This window comes from Nocardia sp. NPDC051787 (assembly GCF_040681325.1).
Taxonomy (GTDB): Bacteria; Actinomycetota; Actinomycetes; order Mycobacteriales; family Mycobacteriaceae; genus Nocardia.
This window is the reverse complement of record NZ_JBFAYO010000012.1, coordinates 126414-142939: the sequence shown is the minus strand read 5'-3', so window position 1 is coordinate 142939 and position 16526 is coordinate 126414. Positions and strand designations below refer to the sequence as shown.

Sequence of the window (16526 nt, the reverse complement as noted above, 5' to 3'; positions counted from 1 at the left end):
AAAGGCGCAGCTCGTTCCGGGAATGATTGCGATCAGTGCGATCTTGAATCCTGGGCTGGGCCAGTCGGCCTCGAGCTTCCGCGTAATTCGAGGCGCAACTGGTGACGCGCCGGAGACGTTGGCGATGAATAGCTGCGCCTCCCCCCGCACCTCCCACAGGCTACGGAGGACGACGGTCGATGCCCTCCGCGACCACGCCATGCCGGGTCGGTCGATAAGTCGCGTCCCGCGGTGTGCAGAGGGCGAGACAGGTGACTGGTCGAACGGCGCCGCTAATTCCGCAGGAGTGCCGTGCGAAGTTGGTCCGGGGTAGAGACCGGGAGGTCGCACACCGAACCGCGGCAGACGTATGCCGCGGCGGCGTTGCGAACCAGGGGGCGATCGGCCAACAGCGGGACGGCGTCGGGGGCGGCGGCCAGGACAACCGACCCGCCAGGGGCGGCCAGGCGGGCCGTGGTGAGCAACTCCGTTGGGCGGGAGGCGGATTCGGCGGCGATCGCGACTTGGAGTGGTCCGCGCAGGGCGGCCTCGGCGACGGCGAGCCACTGGCCTGCCGAACGCGGAGCGCGCGCCAGGACGATCGCGCCGCGCTCGAGCGTGCGGTCGGCGAGTTCGCGATAGCGCGCGGCGCGCTCCGGGTCGCTCGCGGCCGCGGCGGTGAGCAGCGCCTCGGCCAGCGCGGAGGCGCCGGCGGGTGTGGCGCCGTCGATCGGGTCGCGCGGACGGGTGACGAGCGTTTCGGCGTCGTCGGCGGTGTCGAACCAGCCACCGAGTTGGTCGGCGTCGGCGAAATGCTCGATGGCCGTGTCCAGCAACCGCTGCGCGTCCTCCAGCCAGCCGAGCTCACCGGTGGCCTGGTGCAGTGCGAGCAGTCCGGTGACCAGCCACGCGTAATCCTCCAGGATGCCCGGCGCGGCGCCGACGACACCGCCGAGCGACGCCCGCCGCAGCCGCCCGTCCACCGCGTGCTCGGCGAGCAGGAAGCGCGCGCACCGGACGGCGGCGGCCACCCATTCCGGCTCGTCCAGCGCGGCCGCGGCTTCGGCGAGCGCGGTGATCGCCATCCCGTTCCACGCGGTCACCACTTTGTCGTCGCGCTCCGGCTGCGGACGCCGGTCGCGCGCCGCGATCAGCGCTGCTCGAACGTGTTCCAGGCGGGCGTTGTCCTCCGCGCCGGCCGGCTCGCTGTACCTGGTCAGCACGGAGGTGCCCTGTTCGAAGTTCCCCGCGGTGGTGACACCGAAGAATCCGGCGGCCCACGCCCCGTCGATCGCACCGAGCGCACCAGCCAGTTCGGCCGGGGTCCACACATAGGTGGCGCCTTCGACGCCCGGTTTGCCGGGCTCCAGGTGCGTATCGGCGTCCAACGCCGAGGCGAAGCCGCCCTGCGCGGTACCCAGGTCGTCGAGCAGGAACCGTACGATCTCGCGCGTGACCCGGTGCGACAACGATTCCGGCAGCGCCGACGTACTGCGCCGGGCCAGGTGCGCGTAGGCCCGCAGCAGCTGGGCGTTGTCGTAGAGCATCTTCTCGAAGTGCGGCACGACCCACGCCGCATCGACCGAATACCGTGCGAAACCCCCGCGCAGCTGGTCGTAGATGCCGCCACGCGCCATCGCCTCGGTGGTGCGCGCGACCACGTCGAACACAGCGGGTTCGCCGGTCCGCTCCCAGTGCCGCAGCAGACCCTCCAGCAGCGCGGAGGGCGGGAATTTCGGCGCGCCGCCGAATCCACCGTGTTTGTCGTCCTCGTCGCGCAGCACGGCGGCGACGGCGTGGTCGAGCAGCTCGGCCGTGATGGTCAGATCAGCGTCCGGCAGCCCCGAAGTCTGCGCGCGCAGCGCCGCGGCCACCTGCGCGGACGCTTGGTCCACCTCGTCGCGTCGCGTGCGCCAGGTGTCGGTGATCGCGGTGAGGAGCTGAGTGAACGACGGCATGCCGCCGCGCGGGAGCTTCGGATAGTAGGTGCCGCAGTAGAACGGCTCGCCATCCGGTGTGAGGAAGCAGGTCATCGGCCAGCCGCCCTGACCGGTCATCGCGACCGTGGCGTTCATGTAGACCGCGTCGAGGTCGGGCCGCTCTTCCCGGTCGACCTTCACGCAGACGAAGTTCTCGTTCATCTGCTCGGCGGTCGCCAGGTCCTCGAACGACTCGTGCGCCATCACGTGGCACCAGTGGCAACTCGCGTATCCAATGGAGAGCAGAATCGGCACATCCCTAGCCGCTGCCTCCGCCAAGGCACCGGCGTCCCACTGCCGCCAATCGACCGGATTGTCGGCATGCTGGCGCAGGTAAGGCGATGTCGCACTTGCTAATTGGTTCACATCAACCTCCTGTATCGAGCTGGCACACAACGCGCTCCGCCCGCTCGGCCTCGATCCGCGGATTCGGGCTTCCAGAACGGCAAAACCCGTCCCGCCACCGCATTGCCGACATGGGCCATCAGGTGAAGAGTAGTGCGCCATCACCTCAGCCCTCTATCCCGGCTTACCCGATACAAGGCGGTACATCGGTTCCCACCACCTCTCGTGCGCCATCGCACAGTAGATAGGACGGCGAGTCCCAACCCTGGTTAACCGGATAGTTGTCCGTTCTGGAGGTGGGGCTGGCCGAGTTTTCGCGCGCCGTGGATGTCCCGCTCAGTTCGATCGCCAAGAAGGCGGGGGTCGGGCGGGCCACGTTCTACCGTAATTTCCCCAACCGTGAAGCGCTCGTTCTGGAGGTTTACCGCCACGAGGTGCAGCTGCTCACCGATGCCGCGACCGAACTACTCCAAACCCGAGCACTCGACCAGGACCTGCGCGAATGGATGGAACGGCTCGCCCGCTTCGCCGTGACCAAGACCGGCCTCTCGGACGCGATGCGCCAGATCGTCGGCACCACGGATGCCCAGGCGCAGCCGGGATACGCGCAGGTGGTCGAGGTGATCGAGGCACTGCTCGATGGTTCACCTCAAGAGCCTGCAAAATGTGCCGCCCGAACGCTTGGACATTCTGCATCGAAAGCACTGCACTGCAAGAATTCCCCAGAGAACACACGCACTGGTGAAAACGGGATGACGTCGAACGTCGCGCACATGAACAAGGCATCGGGAGCATGAAATTGGAAGTGGGCACCGGGGGCCGTAGCGAATCGCGGCACTCGATCACGTTGATTTCGAGCAACTTTCGCCAGTCGGTGTGATCTCACGAGCTGCATAGAAGGAATCTGATGTATCAAAGCGTGCCGTTCACCGAGCCGGGAGCATACGAGCCCTCTGCACTCGCCGACTACTACGACAGCCTGCATTCGTCGGACCGATCGAGCTTCCTCGACAAGAAGACCGGTATGCATGCGGTGTGGCGCTACGGCGACGTCGAGAAGATCCTGAACGGCGCCGATCCAGCTGTGTCCAGCAGAAACACCCTGGATCCGCTGACGCCGTTCCCGAAATTCGCGACCCATTTGAGGGCGATCCCACACATCGCCCACCTGGCCACAGTGCCCAAGGTCATCAACAACGCCGGCAAGGCCACCCACAACATGGTCATGAAGGCGGTGTTCGCCCGCCCTCGCGGTTTCTCCATGCGCCCGGACACAACGCACGCGAACTTCGGCGCGATGATCAGCCGGCGGGTCGAGGCCGCAGCCGATGTCCTGACCGCAGCGGTCGCCGACACCGGCGGCCCGGTCGACTTCGAAAGCATCTTCGCCAGGCCGTTGGCAGCGGGCGTGATCAGCGAGCTGCTCGGGTTCCCGGCAGCCGAAGAAGGCCAGATCAAGGCATGGAGTGACGCCCACGTTGCCCTGCTGGCTCGCATTATCGAACGTCCTGACCGCGTCGCCAACGTGCGAGGGCTCAGCGACCTATCCCGTGGTTGTCGCAAGCTCGTGGCCGCCCGTGCTCAGAACCCCGCCGACGACCTCGCCAGCCATCTTCTCGCCCAGGGCCTGAAACCCAAGCTGGTCGCAGCCGCCCTGATGACCATCATGGTGGCCGGCTATTCGTCGAGTTTCGGAGGGCTGCTCAACAGCATCCGGTACCTACTGTCCGACGAGGGGCGCGAGCACTGGGACATGCTCCGCAAACCCGAACAGGTGCCGGCCATGGTGGACGAGATCCTCCGCAAGGAGACCGGGGTGGTCGCTTGGCGGCGCTACGCCGAACGGGACGTCGTGCTCACCGGGGGTTCGGTAATCCCCAAGGGTAGTTCGATCTTCGTCATGATCGGTGCAGCCAACCGTGACCCGGGACGGTTCCCCGACCCGCATGCCGTGCTGCCCGAACGCAGAGTAAACAACGGCACCAAGCCGATCACGTTCAGCTCCGGACCACACCAATGCGCAGGACGAGAGCTCGCCAAGCTCAAAATCACCACCGCGCTGACCACGCTTCGCGATCGGTTCCCCGACATGCGCCTGGCGTTACCGGACAACGGCATCAGCTACGCCCCCGACTACATGCTGCGCACCCCCCAATCCCTACCGGTCCTGATCTGATCTGGCCCCACCCGCAGGACTCCAGTCAGAGGACAGGCTCCATGCACTGCCACTAACTCCTCGACCCTCAGGTGACGGGAGGCGACAGGGTCGAGTGATGACGATTGATCTGGCCCGAGCCGACAAGCACTACTACGGAGCCGACGCGCAGCCGGTGGTCCGGGCATTCGGGGGTACGACTACGTCACGGTCGAGGGTGTCGGGGAGCCCAACGGCCCGGCCTACGCCGCGGCGGTACAGACGCTGTATCGCGCCGCGTACGGAGCGAAGAAGGCCGCGAAAGCCGCGGCTCGAGACTTCGTCGTGCCGAAGCTGGAGGGCCTGTGGCGGGCCGAGTCCGATGCCCACCGATGGCCGTGCCCCGGGAGCAGTGGCACTGCGGACACCGCCGACCGAGCCGGGCGGCGAGGCGTCCGGCCATGGCGGGGGCCGGACCGAGGGAGGTTTTACAAGTGTTTGAGCCACTTCGGCAGATGTTCCATCTCGCATCGCAACTACTGTTGCCCGAGTGAGTGATACACCAGGCTGGTCCGCAATCGACGCCGCCCTTCGACAGCTGTACGGGAATGCCGAGCCGCGTCATCTCGGAACGAAACAGCCCTGGGCACTGGGGGGACCGGACCCGCTCGACGGCATCAGTATCTACGAGCACTCCGGCCCACTGCCGCACTGGCACTACATCGGCTACGGCATGTCCGAACTCTACGAGAAGAATTCATCGGATCCGGAGACCTCGGGCTGGGGATTCGAATTCACCTTCCGCCTGATCCGTCGCCCGAATGAGTCGCAGCCTCCGCTCTGGCCCGCCGGATTACTACAAGAACTCGGGCGCTATGTGTTCGACTCCGGGAAGTGGTTCGAGCCCGGCCATACCATGAAAGCCAGCGGCTCCTTGGCCGCCGACCGCCCCGAGAGTGCCATCCGCGCCATGGTCTTCACCGTCGACCCCGAACTCGGCGAAATCGCCACCCCGCACGGCGATCTGCGATTCCTCCAAATTGTCGGACTCACTGTGGAGGAATATCAAGAGGCCCGCGGCGGAAATGCCGCCGCGATCCTGGACCATCTCTCCCGGTATCTACCCCTGCACGTCACCGACATCGACCGCGGACCCCTGATCGCCCACTGAAGTGATCTCGGCAAGGTGATGGGCGGCATGACTATTGCCTGGCAAACCCGTGCTGCCCGCTGTATGGGAGAGGCGACAGGAGAACGAGATGACCGACATCGTGGCGGCGGCGCGTGACCTGACCCGGGTCGTCGATGGAGTCGATTGGGAGCTGGCTCGAGTTCGCGCGGCACAGGACACCCTGTACGCTGCCCTCGACGCAGGTGACGGCGATAAGGATGGGGCTTTCACGGTTCTGCTCGACCGCCTGTCCCGCTCCCGCGTCGACGACGGTGACGGTGTCGCCCATGTGGCGATCACCGCCGGCGCGCTCGTCGAGGCCGGTGCATCTGCTCGTAGGCTCGGCGATGTGCTCCTGCCGAAGCTGTTGCCTGTGCTGCACGCAGCTCGCCGCTACGCCGATTGGTGCCTGGGCCAGCTCCCGCCCCACGGCAATGGGCAGGACGAGGAAGACCTCGGGGAGACAATGGCCGACGCCGCGCTGAGAGTGGACGACCGACCCATCCCGCGTGATCTCTTCCGGGCTGGGATGACGGACGACCGGCCGGGCGCGACGAGCCTCTACTGGCTCGGCCAGTGGACGCGTCCTACCGTGGCGGCGCTGACCCGTGACCGGGTCCTGCTCCAGCGGGCGATCGCCGATCGGGAGCTCGTCGCCGCCGCCCGTGCTGTCGCCGACGCCGGCGCGTACTGGTTGGACGTTCTGCTCGGCGTGGAGCTCGACCAAACGTGGTTGGTCCTGTGCCCGCTGGAGGGCCGAGGTTTCCGGGTCGAGGTCGACGGCATCGCCGACAACTTCACCCTGCACGTCCTGCTGGCCGATGCTCTGGGCCGGTTCGACATCCCCACAGCGGACAACCCTCCCGAGCTCTTCGACTTCCTGCGCGGCATCGTGGACGACTGTCCACGCAACCACATCGTCGGATCGTTCAACCTGTACGACTTCCGTGCGGCCGCATCCGACGTAGCCGAGCCGAGTAAGGTCGCCCAGGAGTGTTGGGTGTGGGGCGAAGGGAATCCCCGCGACGTACCCCATTTCGAGGGAGTCCGCACCCTGGTGGTCGGCCCGCCCTGGGGCAAGCGCATTATCGGCTCGGACCGCACATTCTGGTCCCTGCCCGCTGACGTGAAGGTCGTCGACGAGCTCACACCGGAAGAGACGCAAATGATCCTCGCCCGAGCCGCCGCCAGTCACCCTTTTTGAGCACAGCCCCGAGGGCCTCGGAAAGGTATGGCTGGGACCCGCGCAACCGTCTATGCCGATGTTCTTCGGATTCGGCTCCGATCCCAGCGGCGAACTCGCCGTCGCAGCCGGTCCACTGCACGGCGACGAGGCCGGCCTCCACCCGGTTCACTTCCAGGCGGCGCAACTCGAGCAGGCGCGAATACCCTTGTGGGGCTTGGGACCTCTCTTCGAAGGCGACGCCTGCCGCCGTGCCGGAATCCGGCCCGGCGATGAGCCCGAACGCGCTAGGACCAGCGCGTCAGCGGCTCGGATATTGCGGCTGACCGTACGGAGGCGCCGGATGGCCGGGGGGTGGAGCGGTTGGATATCCGTAAGGCTGGGGAGGCTGGTGGCCGTACTGCGGGAACGAGGGCTGACCATATTGCGCTGCGGGCTGGTGGCCGTACATCGGAACTGATCGACGACGCGCCGCGATCCACCGGCCGGTCGGACTGATGGCGGCGAGGACAAGGGTCGCCAGTGTCAGCACGCCGGCGACTATCGGCTGCAGGCCGAAAAGCCCTACCATCGCGAGCCCGATAGCCAGGTTGATCAAACTCAGCGCGCTGCCGACGATCACCAGAACCCGGCCGATAGTCAATCGACACAGCAGCAGGACACTGCCCAGAATGAGCAGGAGCGCCACCAAACCGGCCACCACCACGGTGATCAGCGCAAGACCCGCCAGATTGTCGAAGATCCGCGACGTCCCCAACGTCACGAGACCGTATGTCTCCCAACCGCCACCCAGCAACGCAAGCAGTCCAGCCGCGATTCCGGTGCCACCACCCGCCGACGATTGGGGCGGCCCATAGCCGTGACCCGGCAGGTGGGGATGAGGGGGCGGATAGCCGCCCGGTGCGGCATTGGGCCCGCCGTTCTGGAAGCTCATATCGGTAGTCATTCCTCCTCGGTCGCGGCGGACCCAACCGTACCCATGGTTGGCTCGCCTTTTGCTGCGGCACTGGATAGATGCCCTGCCACCGGGCCGGCTACACCTGCCGCGGCCCGAATTCGGCTATCTGCCCGCCGGTGCGCCCGCGAGCCCGGGCGGCGGCCGAGCCGTCGCGAGTGCGGTCGGACCTCGCGGGCCGTCTCGCGCCGGGTGACGGTGTGTGACGCGGTTCAGATGGTGAGGCCGTAGCCCAGCTCCTCAGCGGCGACAGACCAGAACTGGTTCTCGCCGGCGACGGCAGCCGGGTCGATGCCGCGGAACGTGGCCAGGGTCTGTTCTCCGTGCACTTCCAAGGTCTCCTCATCGTCCTCGTCGATGTGGCGGGCTTGCTTGCGGGCCTCGGTGTAGGCGCGGGCGCACGCGGCGAAGCGCTCGATGGTGGTGTTGACCAGCTCGGTGCCGTCGTCGGTCACGATCAGGATTTCGCCGTCGTCGGCGACGACCAGGGTCTGTAGCCCGTCGTCGTCAGCGAGGACTGTGCAGGCGCGGCCATCGGCCGATCGGGTGCGGGGATACGGTGCGAGGCACCAGGTGCCGGCGAACGGAACCATGCTGCCGCGCCTGCCGTCGAGGCCGGCCAGTGCCGCGTCGATGTCGGAGTCGAGTGTCATGTCGGGTCGTCCAGAAGGGGTGTCGTGGCGTCGATCCGCGCGGGGTGCGCCGCAGGGACGCTACCGGAATTCACCAGACAGCCGATCTTGTATCTCTCCGCCCGGCGCTGCCACTGGCAGAGCCAAACGGCGCTGGTGTCCCGGATGCCGATTTCCGGTTGCCGAGCGGATCCGCCGGCGGATTGAGGAGCGGATCATTCAGCGGTTCCGGCCGCTGACCGAAACTGTCCCGCCTTCGGTGGGTGAAATACGTCGGTCGCGGCTACGGCGTCCGTCAGATCGCGGCGAGAGCCATTGCCGCGACCCACAACTCCAGCATGATCGCCTCCTCGTCCGGCCGGCCTTCGTCGGCCGGGCGGAAGGTCACCACCGGGTCCGTGTCCGGCTGGTCCCGGAACTGCAGGGCCTTCCACATGTTGCCCCGTGCGTCGGCGGTCCACACGGTCATTGCTTCGGCCGATCCGCCGTCGCGTTCGGCGAGTACTTCGTCGCGGTATCCGAAGCCCCACAACGTCGCTCGGGGGGCGCGAGAGAAGATCAGCGTCGACAGGTCGTGAATCGGTGGTTGGTCCGTCGGCAATATCGGTTGCGGCATGACGCCGACTCGATCCGGTCCCGCCAAGGTGAGGCCGAAGAACACGGGGGCGGAATCGACATACAGGTCGAGCAATCGCGCTGTCGTGATTCGTATCTGCTCGTCGGAGGGATACAGGATCGTTCTCGGCATTGGTCGGTGGCGCCTTTCAGCAGGTTTGGGCAGGTCCCGGCCCCTGGCCCGGCGCTCGTGACTGCCAGCGCACCCCGCACCGAGGAGACCGCTGCACTGCGGTGGGCGAATGGTCGGCTCCGTCAACCCTAGTGGCTGCGCACGCAACCTTCGGTGAAATCCAGTGACAGCCGCGTAAGGGTTCGGCTCCGACTACGGCGTCCGGGCCAGCACCTCGCGTCCGACATAGGCCAAGAGCCGCCGGTGCGCCGGTTCTTCCTCGGCGACAACGATTTCCGGACCGAAAATGCCCGGCGCTCGGAAGGAATCGATCCCGCCCATCGCCTGCATAGTGGCGAGCAATTCGCCGCAGAGCTCGTCGTCGGCGAGATCCGGCCGGTCGATGGCCACCGCGATGTCGACACCGTGGACGAGAACTTCGGTCAGATGCACCAGCGCCGCCGCAGGACCCGGCAGTTCTCCCAGCGAAATGCCCACCGTGCCGTCCAGTGCGTCCGGCCGGTGCCAGGCGGCGCGATCGACCTCCGCCGCCGCGGCGTAGGCGCCCTGCGGGTCACCGCCGAGCCAGTCGGAATCGTGTTCGGCGCTGGCATCCGTGCCGCTCAGCGCGGCCGCGAAGATATGCATGCCGCCCACGGTGTGATTGAGGACGGCCCGCACGTCCCAGTCCCGGCACGGCGTCGACGCGGCCAGGCCCGCCCGTTCCACGGCGGCGACGATCGCTCCGGTCGCATCGAGTGCACGGTCGATCTGTCCGATCACGTTGTCCATGATGTTCCTTCGGTCGAGCGGTTTGGCTGAATTGGTAACACAGGACACCGACCGACGCGCGGCATTGCGAAGACCATATTGCGCAAAATGGTTGCCAGCAGTGCGCATAGGAGCAACCACGACAATATTGATCACTACGACGACCTGCCGCGGGGCCGAGACCACTTTCCGGCCCGACCCCCGGCTGTCCACACCACCCGCCCACAGCCGCCACGGCTGGACTGTCGGCCCGCGGAAACTACGCGAGCACCGGGTAGTTGGCCCGGATGACGCCCTGCGGGTCCTGAGCGCTCTTGACCTCGCGCAGCCGGGTCAACGTCGCGGAATCGAAAGCGGCGGAGGCCTTTTCGTCGGGCGTGAGGAAGGTGAACGGCTTCCGTCCACTGATCTGGCCGCTCAGCGCGTCGACTATCGCCGTGCGCCGGGCCTTGACGGCCTCGGCGAGGTGCGGGAGCCCGAGACCCAGGCAGTAGAGCAGATACGGCTCGGCGACCGGGCCGCGCGCGCCACCGTCGGAACGGAGCTCGGCCAGCGCCCCGCCCAGGTGGCGGATCTGCAGATTGGCCAGCGGGGCGACCGGTTCGTCGATCAGGGTCTTGACCACGGCGTCGCCGAGATCGGTCAGCTGCTCGGCACGCGACAGCGAGGGGCTCGGATCGGTGGGTTCCGCGGTGATGGCGCCGATATCGGCGGGCTGAACCAGCTCATCCCGCCGCCCACGGTGTAACCCGTCACGCCGACCGCGGGGTTGCTGCCCGCGAGGCCGGTCAGTCCGTGCGCACCGGTGGCGGCCTGCACCCGGCCCCAGCTCGCGCCCGCACCGACCCGCGCCACCCGACGTGCGGGATCGATCTCGATGCTGTCCAACTGCCCCGTGCGCAGCAGAATCGCGTCCGCGACGCCACCCGCGGCACCGTGCCCGGTCGGTTGGGTGACTACCGGAACACCGGCGCCGCGCGCGTACTGGACGACGGCCGCGACGTCGTACGTGTCGCCGACGTGCACCACCGCGGCCACCGGCTGAACGACCGTCAGCGTCCACGGCCGCGCCGCGTTCTCGAAACCCTGATCACCGGGCAGCAGCACGCGGCCCGGCAGCGCGCCACGCAGTTCCTCGAATGTCATCGCTCTGTCCTGACTCTCGCGTTCGTATCGAAGGGAGACGCGAGCAACGAATCCAGGTATCCGGCCGTTCTACCGGCCGTGGTTCGTGCCGCGACTGCCTCATTGACGATCGAGAGCGCGGAAAGGTAACAGAGCGCAGCTCAGCAGGGTTTCAGCTCGACTCGGCGCGGCCATCGGGATCCGCGCCGGTGGACTCGGCGCGCTCCTCGGGATCCGTGCCTTTGGACTCCTCGGCGCGGCGCGTGATGCCGTGCTCGGTCCCCTCGTCGGCCTCCTGATCCGGTTCGGGGTGATCCGGCTCAAACGTCGCGGGCAGGCCCTTGATGTGCCGGTTCATCGACCTGATCAGCAGGAAGGTGCCCACGAGCAGGATCAGCACGATGACGAGCCCGAGCGGCGAGGCCTTGCCGAACTCCGGCCCGGTCGGGGTGCCCGGCGTCTGGGCGAGCAGGACCAACGTCACGACCGCTCGTCCTCGATGCCCGCGAACAGGTCGGTCTCCGGCAGCGCGGTGCTCACCCGGGTCTTGGCCAGCTCGAACTCCTCGGTCGGCCACAGCCGCTGCTGCATTTCCAGCGGAATGGCGAAGAACGCGCCGTTCGGGTCGATCTGCGTCGCGTGCGCGCGTAAGGCGTCGTCACGCTGCGGAAAGTACTTGGCGCACTCGATCTGCGTGGTGATCCGGGAGACCACGTCACCTCGCTCGGCGGTGTACTTGCGCATCCGGTCCAGCCACTCCTGCAGCGGGAACGGTTCGCCGAGACGCTCGTACTCCGCGGCGAACAGCTCCATCCGCCGCATGTTGAACCCGTGGTCGTAGTACAGCTTCAGCGGCGTCCACGGCTCCCCGGCGTCGGGGAAGCGCTCGGGGTCGCCCGCGGCCTGGAACGCGGCCATCGACACCTCGTGGCAGCGGATGTGGTCGGGATGCGGGTAACCGCCGGTCTCGTCGTAGGTGGTCATCACGTGCGGCTTGAACTCGCGCACCACGCGGACCAGCGCCTCGGTCGCCTCCTCCAGCGGAACCAGCGCGAAGCAGCCCTCGGGCAGCGGCGGCAGCGGATCGCCCTCCGGCAGGCCCGAGTCGACGAAACCGAGCCAGTGCTGGCGCACGCCGAGCGCACGGGCCGCCGCGTCCATCTCCTCGCGGCGGATCTCGTGGATCCGCTCCAGGACGCCGGGGGTGTCCATGGCCGGGTTCAGGATGCTTCCGCGCTCTCCGCCGGTCAGCGTGACGACGAGGACCTCATGTCCTTCGTCGGCGTAACGGGCGGTCGTCGCGGCGCCTTTGCTGGATTCGTCGTCTGGGTGGGCATGCACCGCCATGAGGCGAAGGCCACTCACGTCTCGTTCACCGTCGCTCTCGCTCGCGGGTGTCGGGGCTTCGTTACCTATAGTTCCATTCGACCCATCTTTGTTCCGACGTACCCCCCGGGAGCGCCTACCAATGAGCGAGCGAACAAGCAAGCACAGCCGGGCGCTCGCTCGTGACGGCGCCGAGCGCAGCGAGGAGGCGGCATGAGCGAGCCTGCGCCGGAGAACGGCGGCGGCGCGAAGGCCACGCCGAGCGGACCGCCCGCCGACCGATACGGGACGCGGCCCTCGGTGCAGCGGCGCTGGGTAGTGCCGGTGCTCGTCGCGCTCGTGGTGCTCGCCGGGGTCGGCGTCGCCTACCTCGGCTATCAGAAGTACGGCCCGGACGACATCGAGGCCGAGCAGCTCGGCTACACCGTGGTGGACGACTCGACGATGACCATCCGGCTGAAGGTCACCCGTGCCGATCCCGCGCGGCCGGTGGTGTGCTTCGTGCGCGCGATGGCGCGCGACGGGTCCGAACTGGGCCGCCGCGAGGTGCTCGTCGAGCCCTCGGGCAGCGGAACGGTGGAGCTGACCACCACCGTGCGCGCGTCCGCGCGGCCGGTGTCGGGCAGCATCTACGCGTGTAGTGATCAGGTGCCCAGTTATCTGCGAGCTGGCTGATTTCCGCGCGTTTGCCCCCGACGTGCCCAGGAAATCAACTCCGACCTGCACATTTGTGAATCATGCTAAAATGGCTGGATACACGGTTCCGGGGCTCGGAGCCGTGTTTGCTGCATTGGCGGCCAGCGCTGACGGTTCGGGCTTGCGAGCTTGCCCGCGACCAGGGCCTGTCGGGGTTCGATGAACTTCCCAGGATCGCTCTAGCCGTCGACTGGTGCGTGCCTGCTGTCGAGTGGGTATACGCCAGTGCTCAGGGAATCCCGGCCTGCCGGGAACAACTACTAGGGAGTGATCGAGATGACTGAGACGCAAGTGACCTGGCTGACCCCGGAGTCGCACGACAGGCTCAAGAGCGAACTCGACGCGCTCATCGCCAATCGTCCGGTCATCGCCGCCGAGATCAACGAACGCCGCGAAGAAGGCGACCTCAAGGAGAACGGCGGGTACCACGCCGCGCGCGAGGAGCAGGGTCAGCAGGAGGCGCGCATTCGCCAACTGCAGGAGCTGCTGAACAACGCCAAGGTCGGCGTTGCACCCACCAAATCCGGCGTCGCGCTTCCCGGGTCGGTCGTCAAGGTCTACTACGACGGCGACGAGACGGACACCGAAACGTTCCTGATCGCCACCCGCGAAGAGGGTCTGCGCGATTCCAAGCTGGAAACCTACTCCCCGAACTCCCCGCTCGGCGGCGCGCTCATCAACGCCAAGGTGGGCGAGACCAGGGAATACACGTTGCCCAACGGCAACACCATGAAGGTCACGCTGATCAGCGCCGAGCCCTACCACAGCTGATGCTCGCGGCCGCGGCGCGCTGCCCGGCCGATACCTCCGCGGACACGAGCGGCCGCGCCCGATCATCGGGTGCGGCCGCTTCGTCATGTCCGTGAATTTAGCTCAACGCCTGTTCGACGTCCGCGAGCAGGTCGCTGACATCCTCGATGCCGACCGACAGCCGCACCAGATCCGCGGGCACCTCCAGCTCGGAGCCCTCAGTGGACGCGTGCGTCATCGCGGCCGGATGCTCGATCAGCGACTCCACGCCGCCCAAGGACTCGGCCAGGGTGAACACCTCGGTCCGCGAGCAGAACTTGCGGGCTGCCTCGACGTCGCCGTGCAGGCGCACCGAGATCATTCCGCCGAATCGCCGCATCTGCTTGTCGGCGACGGCATGGCCCGGGTGCTCCGGCAGGCCGGGGTAGATCACCTGGGAGATCGCGGGGTGCCGGGACAGGAATTCCGCGAGGGTTTCGGCGTTGTCGCAGTGCCGATCCATCCGCAGCGCGAGGGTCTTGGTACCGCGCAGGGTGAGGAAGGCGTCGAACGGGCCGGGGACCGCGCCCGCGCCGTTCTGCAGGAAGGCGAAGGCCGCGTCGAGTTCCGGGTCGTTGGTGATCAGCGCGCCACCGATGACGTCGGAATGTCCACCGAGGTACTTGGTGGTCGAGTGCACCACGATGTCGGCGCCGAGCAGCAACGGCTGTTGCAGGTAGGGGGTAGCGAAGGTGTTGTCCACCACCAGTTTGGCGCCCGCGGCGTGCGCCACGTCGGCCAGCGCGGGGATATCGCCGATGCTCAGCAGCGGGTTGGTCGGGGTCTCGATCCACACAAGTTTGGTGTTCGGCCGGATCGCGGCGCGCATCTCGTCGACGTTGAACACGTGCGCGGGCGAGTGCTCGATGCCCCACTGGCTGAATACCTTGTCGATCAGCCGGAAGGTGCCGCCGTAGGCGTCGTCGGGGATCACGATGTGATCGCCGGGACGCAGCGTGGCACGCAGCGCACAGTCGGTCGCGGCCATGCCCGAGGCGAACGCCCGGCCGTAGCGGCCCGATTCCAGCGCGGCGAGGTTCGCCTCCAGCACCGAGCGCGTCGGGTTACCGGTGCGGGCGTACTCGAAACCGCCGCGCAACCCGCCCACGCCGTCCTGGGCGAACGTCGAACTCGCGTAGATGGGCACATTAACCGCGCCGGTCTGCGGATCGGGTTCGTACCCGGCGTGCACGGCACGTGTGGAGAATCCCAGCTGGCTCATGGGCTCAGCCTAATCGGGCGATTCCCGGGCAATTGTCCCGGTAGGTTCATCGGGTGAAATGTCGGGAACGCGAACCCGCCGGGACGCCGCGCATCCCGGGATCTCGCCGCTGGCCCGATCGAATTACGCGCCGATCAGTGCTTGCGCCGGAAATCTTGCGCCGCGCACGCCGCGTGAGATCGGTCTCACCGATACGCGTCCGTTTACGCTGAGTCCATGGTCACCGTCGAAGAACTGTTCGCCACCGATGCACTGCTGTCCGAGGAGGAGGGCGAGATCCGGGACGCCGTCGCGGCCTTCGCGGCGCAGCGACTGCGCCCGCACATCGCGGACTGGTTCGAGGCGGGCACCTTCCCGGCACGCGAGCTGGCGCCGGAATTGGGCAAGCTCGGACTGCTCGGCATGCATCTGGACGGCTACGGCTGTGCGGGCATGTCGGCTGTCACCTACGGCCTGGCCTGCCAGGAGCTGGAGGCGGTCGATTCCGGGGTGCGCAGCATGGTCTCGGTGCAGGGTTCGCTGGCGATGACCGCGATCCACAAGTTCGGTTCCGAGGAGCAGAAGCAGCAGTGGCTGCCGGAACTCGCCGCGGGCCGCGCGCTCGGCTGCTTCGGACTGACCGAACCCGATTTCGGCTCCAACCCGGGCGGCATGCGAACCAGGGCCAAGCGCGACGGCGCCGACTGGGTGCTGAACGGCTCCAAGATGTGGATCACCAACGGATCGGTGTCCGATGTCGCGGTGGTCTGGGCACAGACCGAGGACGAGGGCAAGCAGGTGATCCGCGGGTTCCTGGTCCCGGCGGACACGCCAGGGTTGACGGCGCGGGAGATGCACCGCAAGCTATCGCTGCGCGCCTCGATCACCGCGGAACTGGACTTCGACGACGTGCGCCTGCCTGCCGAGGCGGTGCTGCCGGGGTCGCGCGGACTGGCCTCGCCGCTCGCCTGCCTGAGCGAGGCGCGCTTCGGCATCATCTTCGGCGCGCTGGGCGCCGCTCGCGACTGCCTTGCGGCGACCATCGACTACGCCAGGACCCGCGAGGTGTTCGACAAGCCGCTGGCCGCCTACCAGCTCACCCAGGCCAAACTGGCCGACATGGCGCTGGAGTTCGGCAAAGGCCAGCTGCTCGCGTTGCACATCGGGCGGCTGAAAGACCGCGGCGCGGTCACGCCCGAGCAGGTGAGCGCGGGCAAGCTGAACAGCACGCGCGAGGCCATCGCGATCGCCCGCGAGTGCCGCACCATCCTCGGCGCCAACGGCATCACGCTCGACTACCCGGTCCTGCGCCACGCGAACAATCTGGAGTCGGTGCTCACCTACGAGGGCACCGCGGAGGTGCATCAGCTGGTACTCGGCCGTGCCTTGACGGACGCGAATGCGTTTCGCTGACAAAATCTTTCGCTATCGACGAGTTTGCCGAGGCGAACATCGGCCGATCATTCTGTCGCGATCTGAATCACGATTTGATAAATACTCGCCGATTGCTAGC

The 16526-nt window shown here is 67.4% G+C and carries 17 protein-coding genes; 7 read left to right on the top strand and 10 right to left on the bottom strand.

The window, feature by feature from the left end:
- Positions 1-272: 272 nt before the first annotated feature.
- Complete coding sequence (locus AB0M45_RS15520; protein ID WP_364328362.1) at positions 273-2324, bottom strand: thioredoxin domain-containing protein; 2052 nt, start codon at positions 2322-2324, stop codon at positions 273-275.
- Between the two features lie 260 nt (positions 2325-2584).
- On the opposite strand from AB0M45_RS15520, the gene AB0M45_RS15515 reads away from it, so the two are divergent.
- The 4 genes from AB0M45_RS15515 (at position 2585) to AB0M45_RS15500 (ending at position 6812) form a co-directional block, all read left to right on the top strand.
- On the top strand, positions 2585-3100 hold the full coding sequence (locus AB0M45_RS15515) for a TetR/AcrR family transcriptional regulator (protein WP_364328359.1): 516 nt from the start codon (positions 2585-2587) through the stop codon (positions 3098-3100).
- A gap of 110 nt (positions 3101-3210) precedes the next feature.
- On the top strand, positions 3211-4479 hold the full coding sequence (locus AB0M45_RS15510; RefSeq protein WP_364328356.1) for a cytochrome P450: 1269 nt from the start codon (positions 3211-3213) through the stop codon (positions 4477-4479).
- Between the two features lie 508 nt (positions 4480-4987).
- The gene (locus AB0M45_RS15505) at positions 4988-5608 is read left to right on the top strand and encodes a suppressor of fused domain protein (protein ID WP_364328353.1); all 621 of its coding nucleotides are present in this window, start codon (positions 4988-4990) and stop codon (positions 5606-5608) included.
- 88 nt (positions 5609-5696) lie between these two features.
- Positions 5697-6812, top strand: a complete 1116-nt coding sequence (locus AB0M45_RS15500; RefSeq protein WP_364328350.1) for a hypothetical protein — start codon at positions 5697-5699, stop codon at positions 6810-6812.
- Positions 6813-7092: 280 nt separating this feature from the next.
- Here the strand turns inward: AB0M45_RS15500 and AB0M45_RS15495 are convergent, their stop codons facing one another.
- The 8 genes from AB0M45_RS15495 to mca all read right to left on the bottom strand — a co-directional run bounded on the left by AB0M45_RS15495 (position 7093) and on the right by mca (position 12348).
- Positions 7093-7737, bottom strand: a complete 645-nt coding sequence (locus tag AB0M45_RS15495) for a hypothetical protein (protein ID WP_364328347.1) — start codon at positions 7735-7737, stop codon at positions 7093-7095.
- 221 nt (positions 7738-7958) lie between these two features.
- On the bottom strand, positions 7959-8399 hold the full coding sequence (locus AB0M45_RS15490; protein WP_364328344.1) for an SUKH-4 family immunity protein: 441 nt from the start codon (positions 8397-8399) through the stop codon (positions 7959-7961).
- Between the two features lie 274 nt (positions 8400-8673).
- Positions 8674-9126 carry a hypothetical protein gene (locus tag AB0M45_RS15485; protein WP_364328341.1) on the bottom strand — a complete coding sequence of 151 codons (453 nt, stop codon included), beginning with the start codon at positions 9124-9126 and terminating at the stop codon, positions 8674-8676.
- A gap of 192 nt (positions 9127-9318) precedes the next feature.
- The gene (locus AB0M45_RS15480; protein WP_364328338.1) at positions 9319-9897 is read right to left on the bottom strand and encodes a TIGR03086 family metal-binding protein; all 579 of its coding nucleotides are present in this window, start codon (positions 9895-9897) and stop codon (positions 9319-9321) included.
- Positions 9898-10135: 238 nt separating this feature from the next.
- A complete protein-coding gene (locus tag AB0M45_RS15475; RefSeq protein WP_364328335.1) occupies positions 10136-10501 on the bottom strand; it encodes a hypothetical protein in 366 nt (121 codons plus the stop codon).
- A gap of 17 nt (positions 10502-10518) precedes the next feature.
- Positions 10519-11022 carry an FAD-binding protein gene (locus AB0M45_RS15470; RefSeq protein ID WP_364328332.1) on the bottom strand — a complete coding sequence of 168 codons (504 nt, stop codon included), beginning with the start codon at positions 11020-11022 and terminating at the stop codon, positions 10519-10521.
- Between the two features lie 151 nt (positions 11023-11173).
- The gene (locus AB0M45_RS15465; RefSeq protein WP_364328329.1) at positions 11174-11485 is read right to left on the bottom strand and encodes a hypothetical protein; all 312 of its coding nucleotides are present in this window, start codon (positions 11483-11485) and stop codon (positions 11174-11176) included.
- Positions 11482-12348: a mycothiol conjugate amidase Mca gene (mca, locus tag AB0M45_RS15460; RefSeq protein ID WP_364328517.1), complete on the bottom strand. Its 867-nt coding sequence runs from the start codon at positions 12346-12348 to the stop codon at positions 11482-11484. Before mca ends, AB0M45_RS15465 begins: the two co-directional genes overlap by 4 nt.
- Positions 12349-12540: 192 nt before the next feature.
- Between mca and AB0M45_RS15455 the strand changes: the two genes are divergently transcribed.
- Entirely contained in the window at positions 12541-13002 is a 462-nt protein-coding gene (locus AB0M45_RS15455; protein WP_364328326.1) for a DUF4307 domain-containing protein, read from the top strand.
- A gap of 297 nt (positions 13003-13299) precedes the next feature.
- Positions 13300-13794, top strand: coding sequence for a transcription elongation factor GreA (gene greA, locus AB0M45_RS15450; protein WP_364328324.1), 495 nt, complete (start codon positions 13300-13302; stop codon positions 13792-13794).
- Positions 13795-13891: 97 nt separating this feature from the next.
- Here the strand turns inward: greA and AB0M45_RS15445 are convergent, their stop codons facing one another.
- Entirely contained in the window at positions 13892-15034 is a 1143-nt protein-coding gene (locus AB0M45_RS15445) for a cystathionine gamma-synthase (protein ID WP_364328321.1), read from the bottom strand.
- 216 nt (positions 15035-15250) lie between these two features.
- Here AB0M45_RS15445 and AB0M45_RS15440 point away from each other — a divergent pair, with 216 nt between their 5' ends.
- A complete protein-coding gene (locus tag AB0M45_RS15440; protein ID WP_364328318.1) occupies positions 15251-16426 on the top strand; it encodes an acyl-CoA dehydrogenase family protein in 1176 nt (391 codons plus the stop codon).
- Positions 16427-16526: the final 100 nt, after the last annotated feature.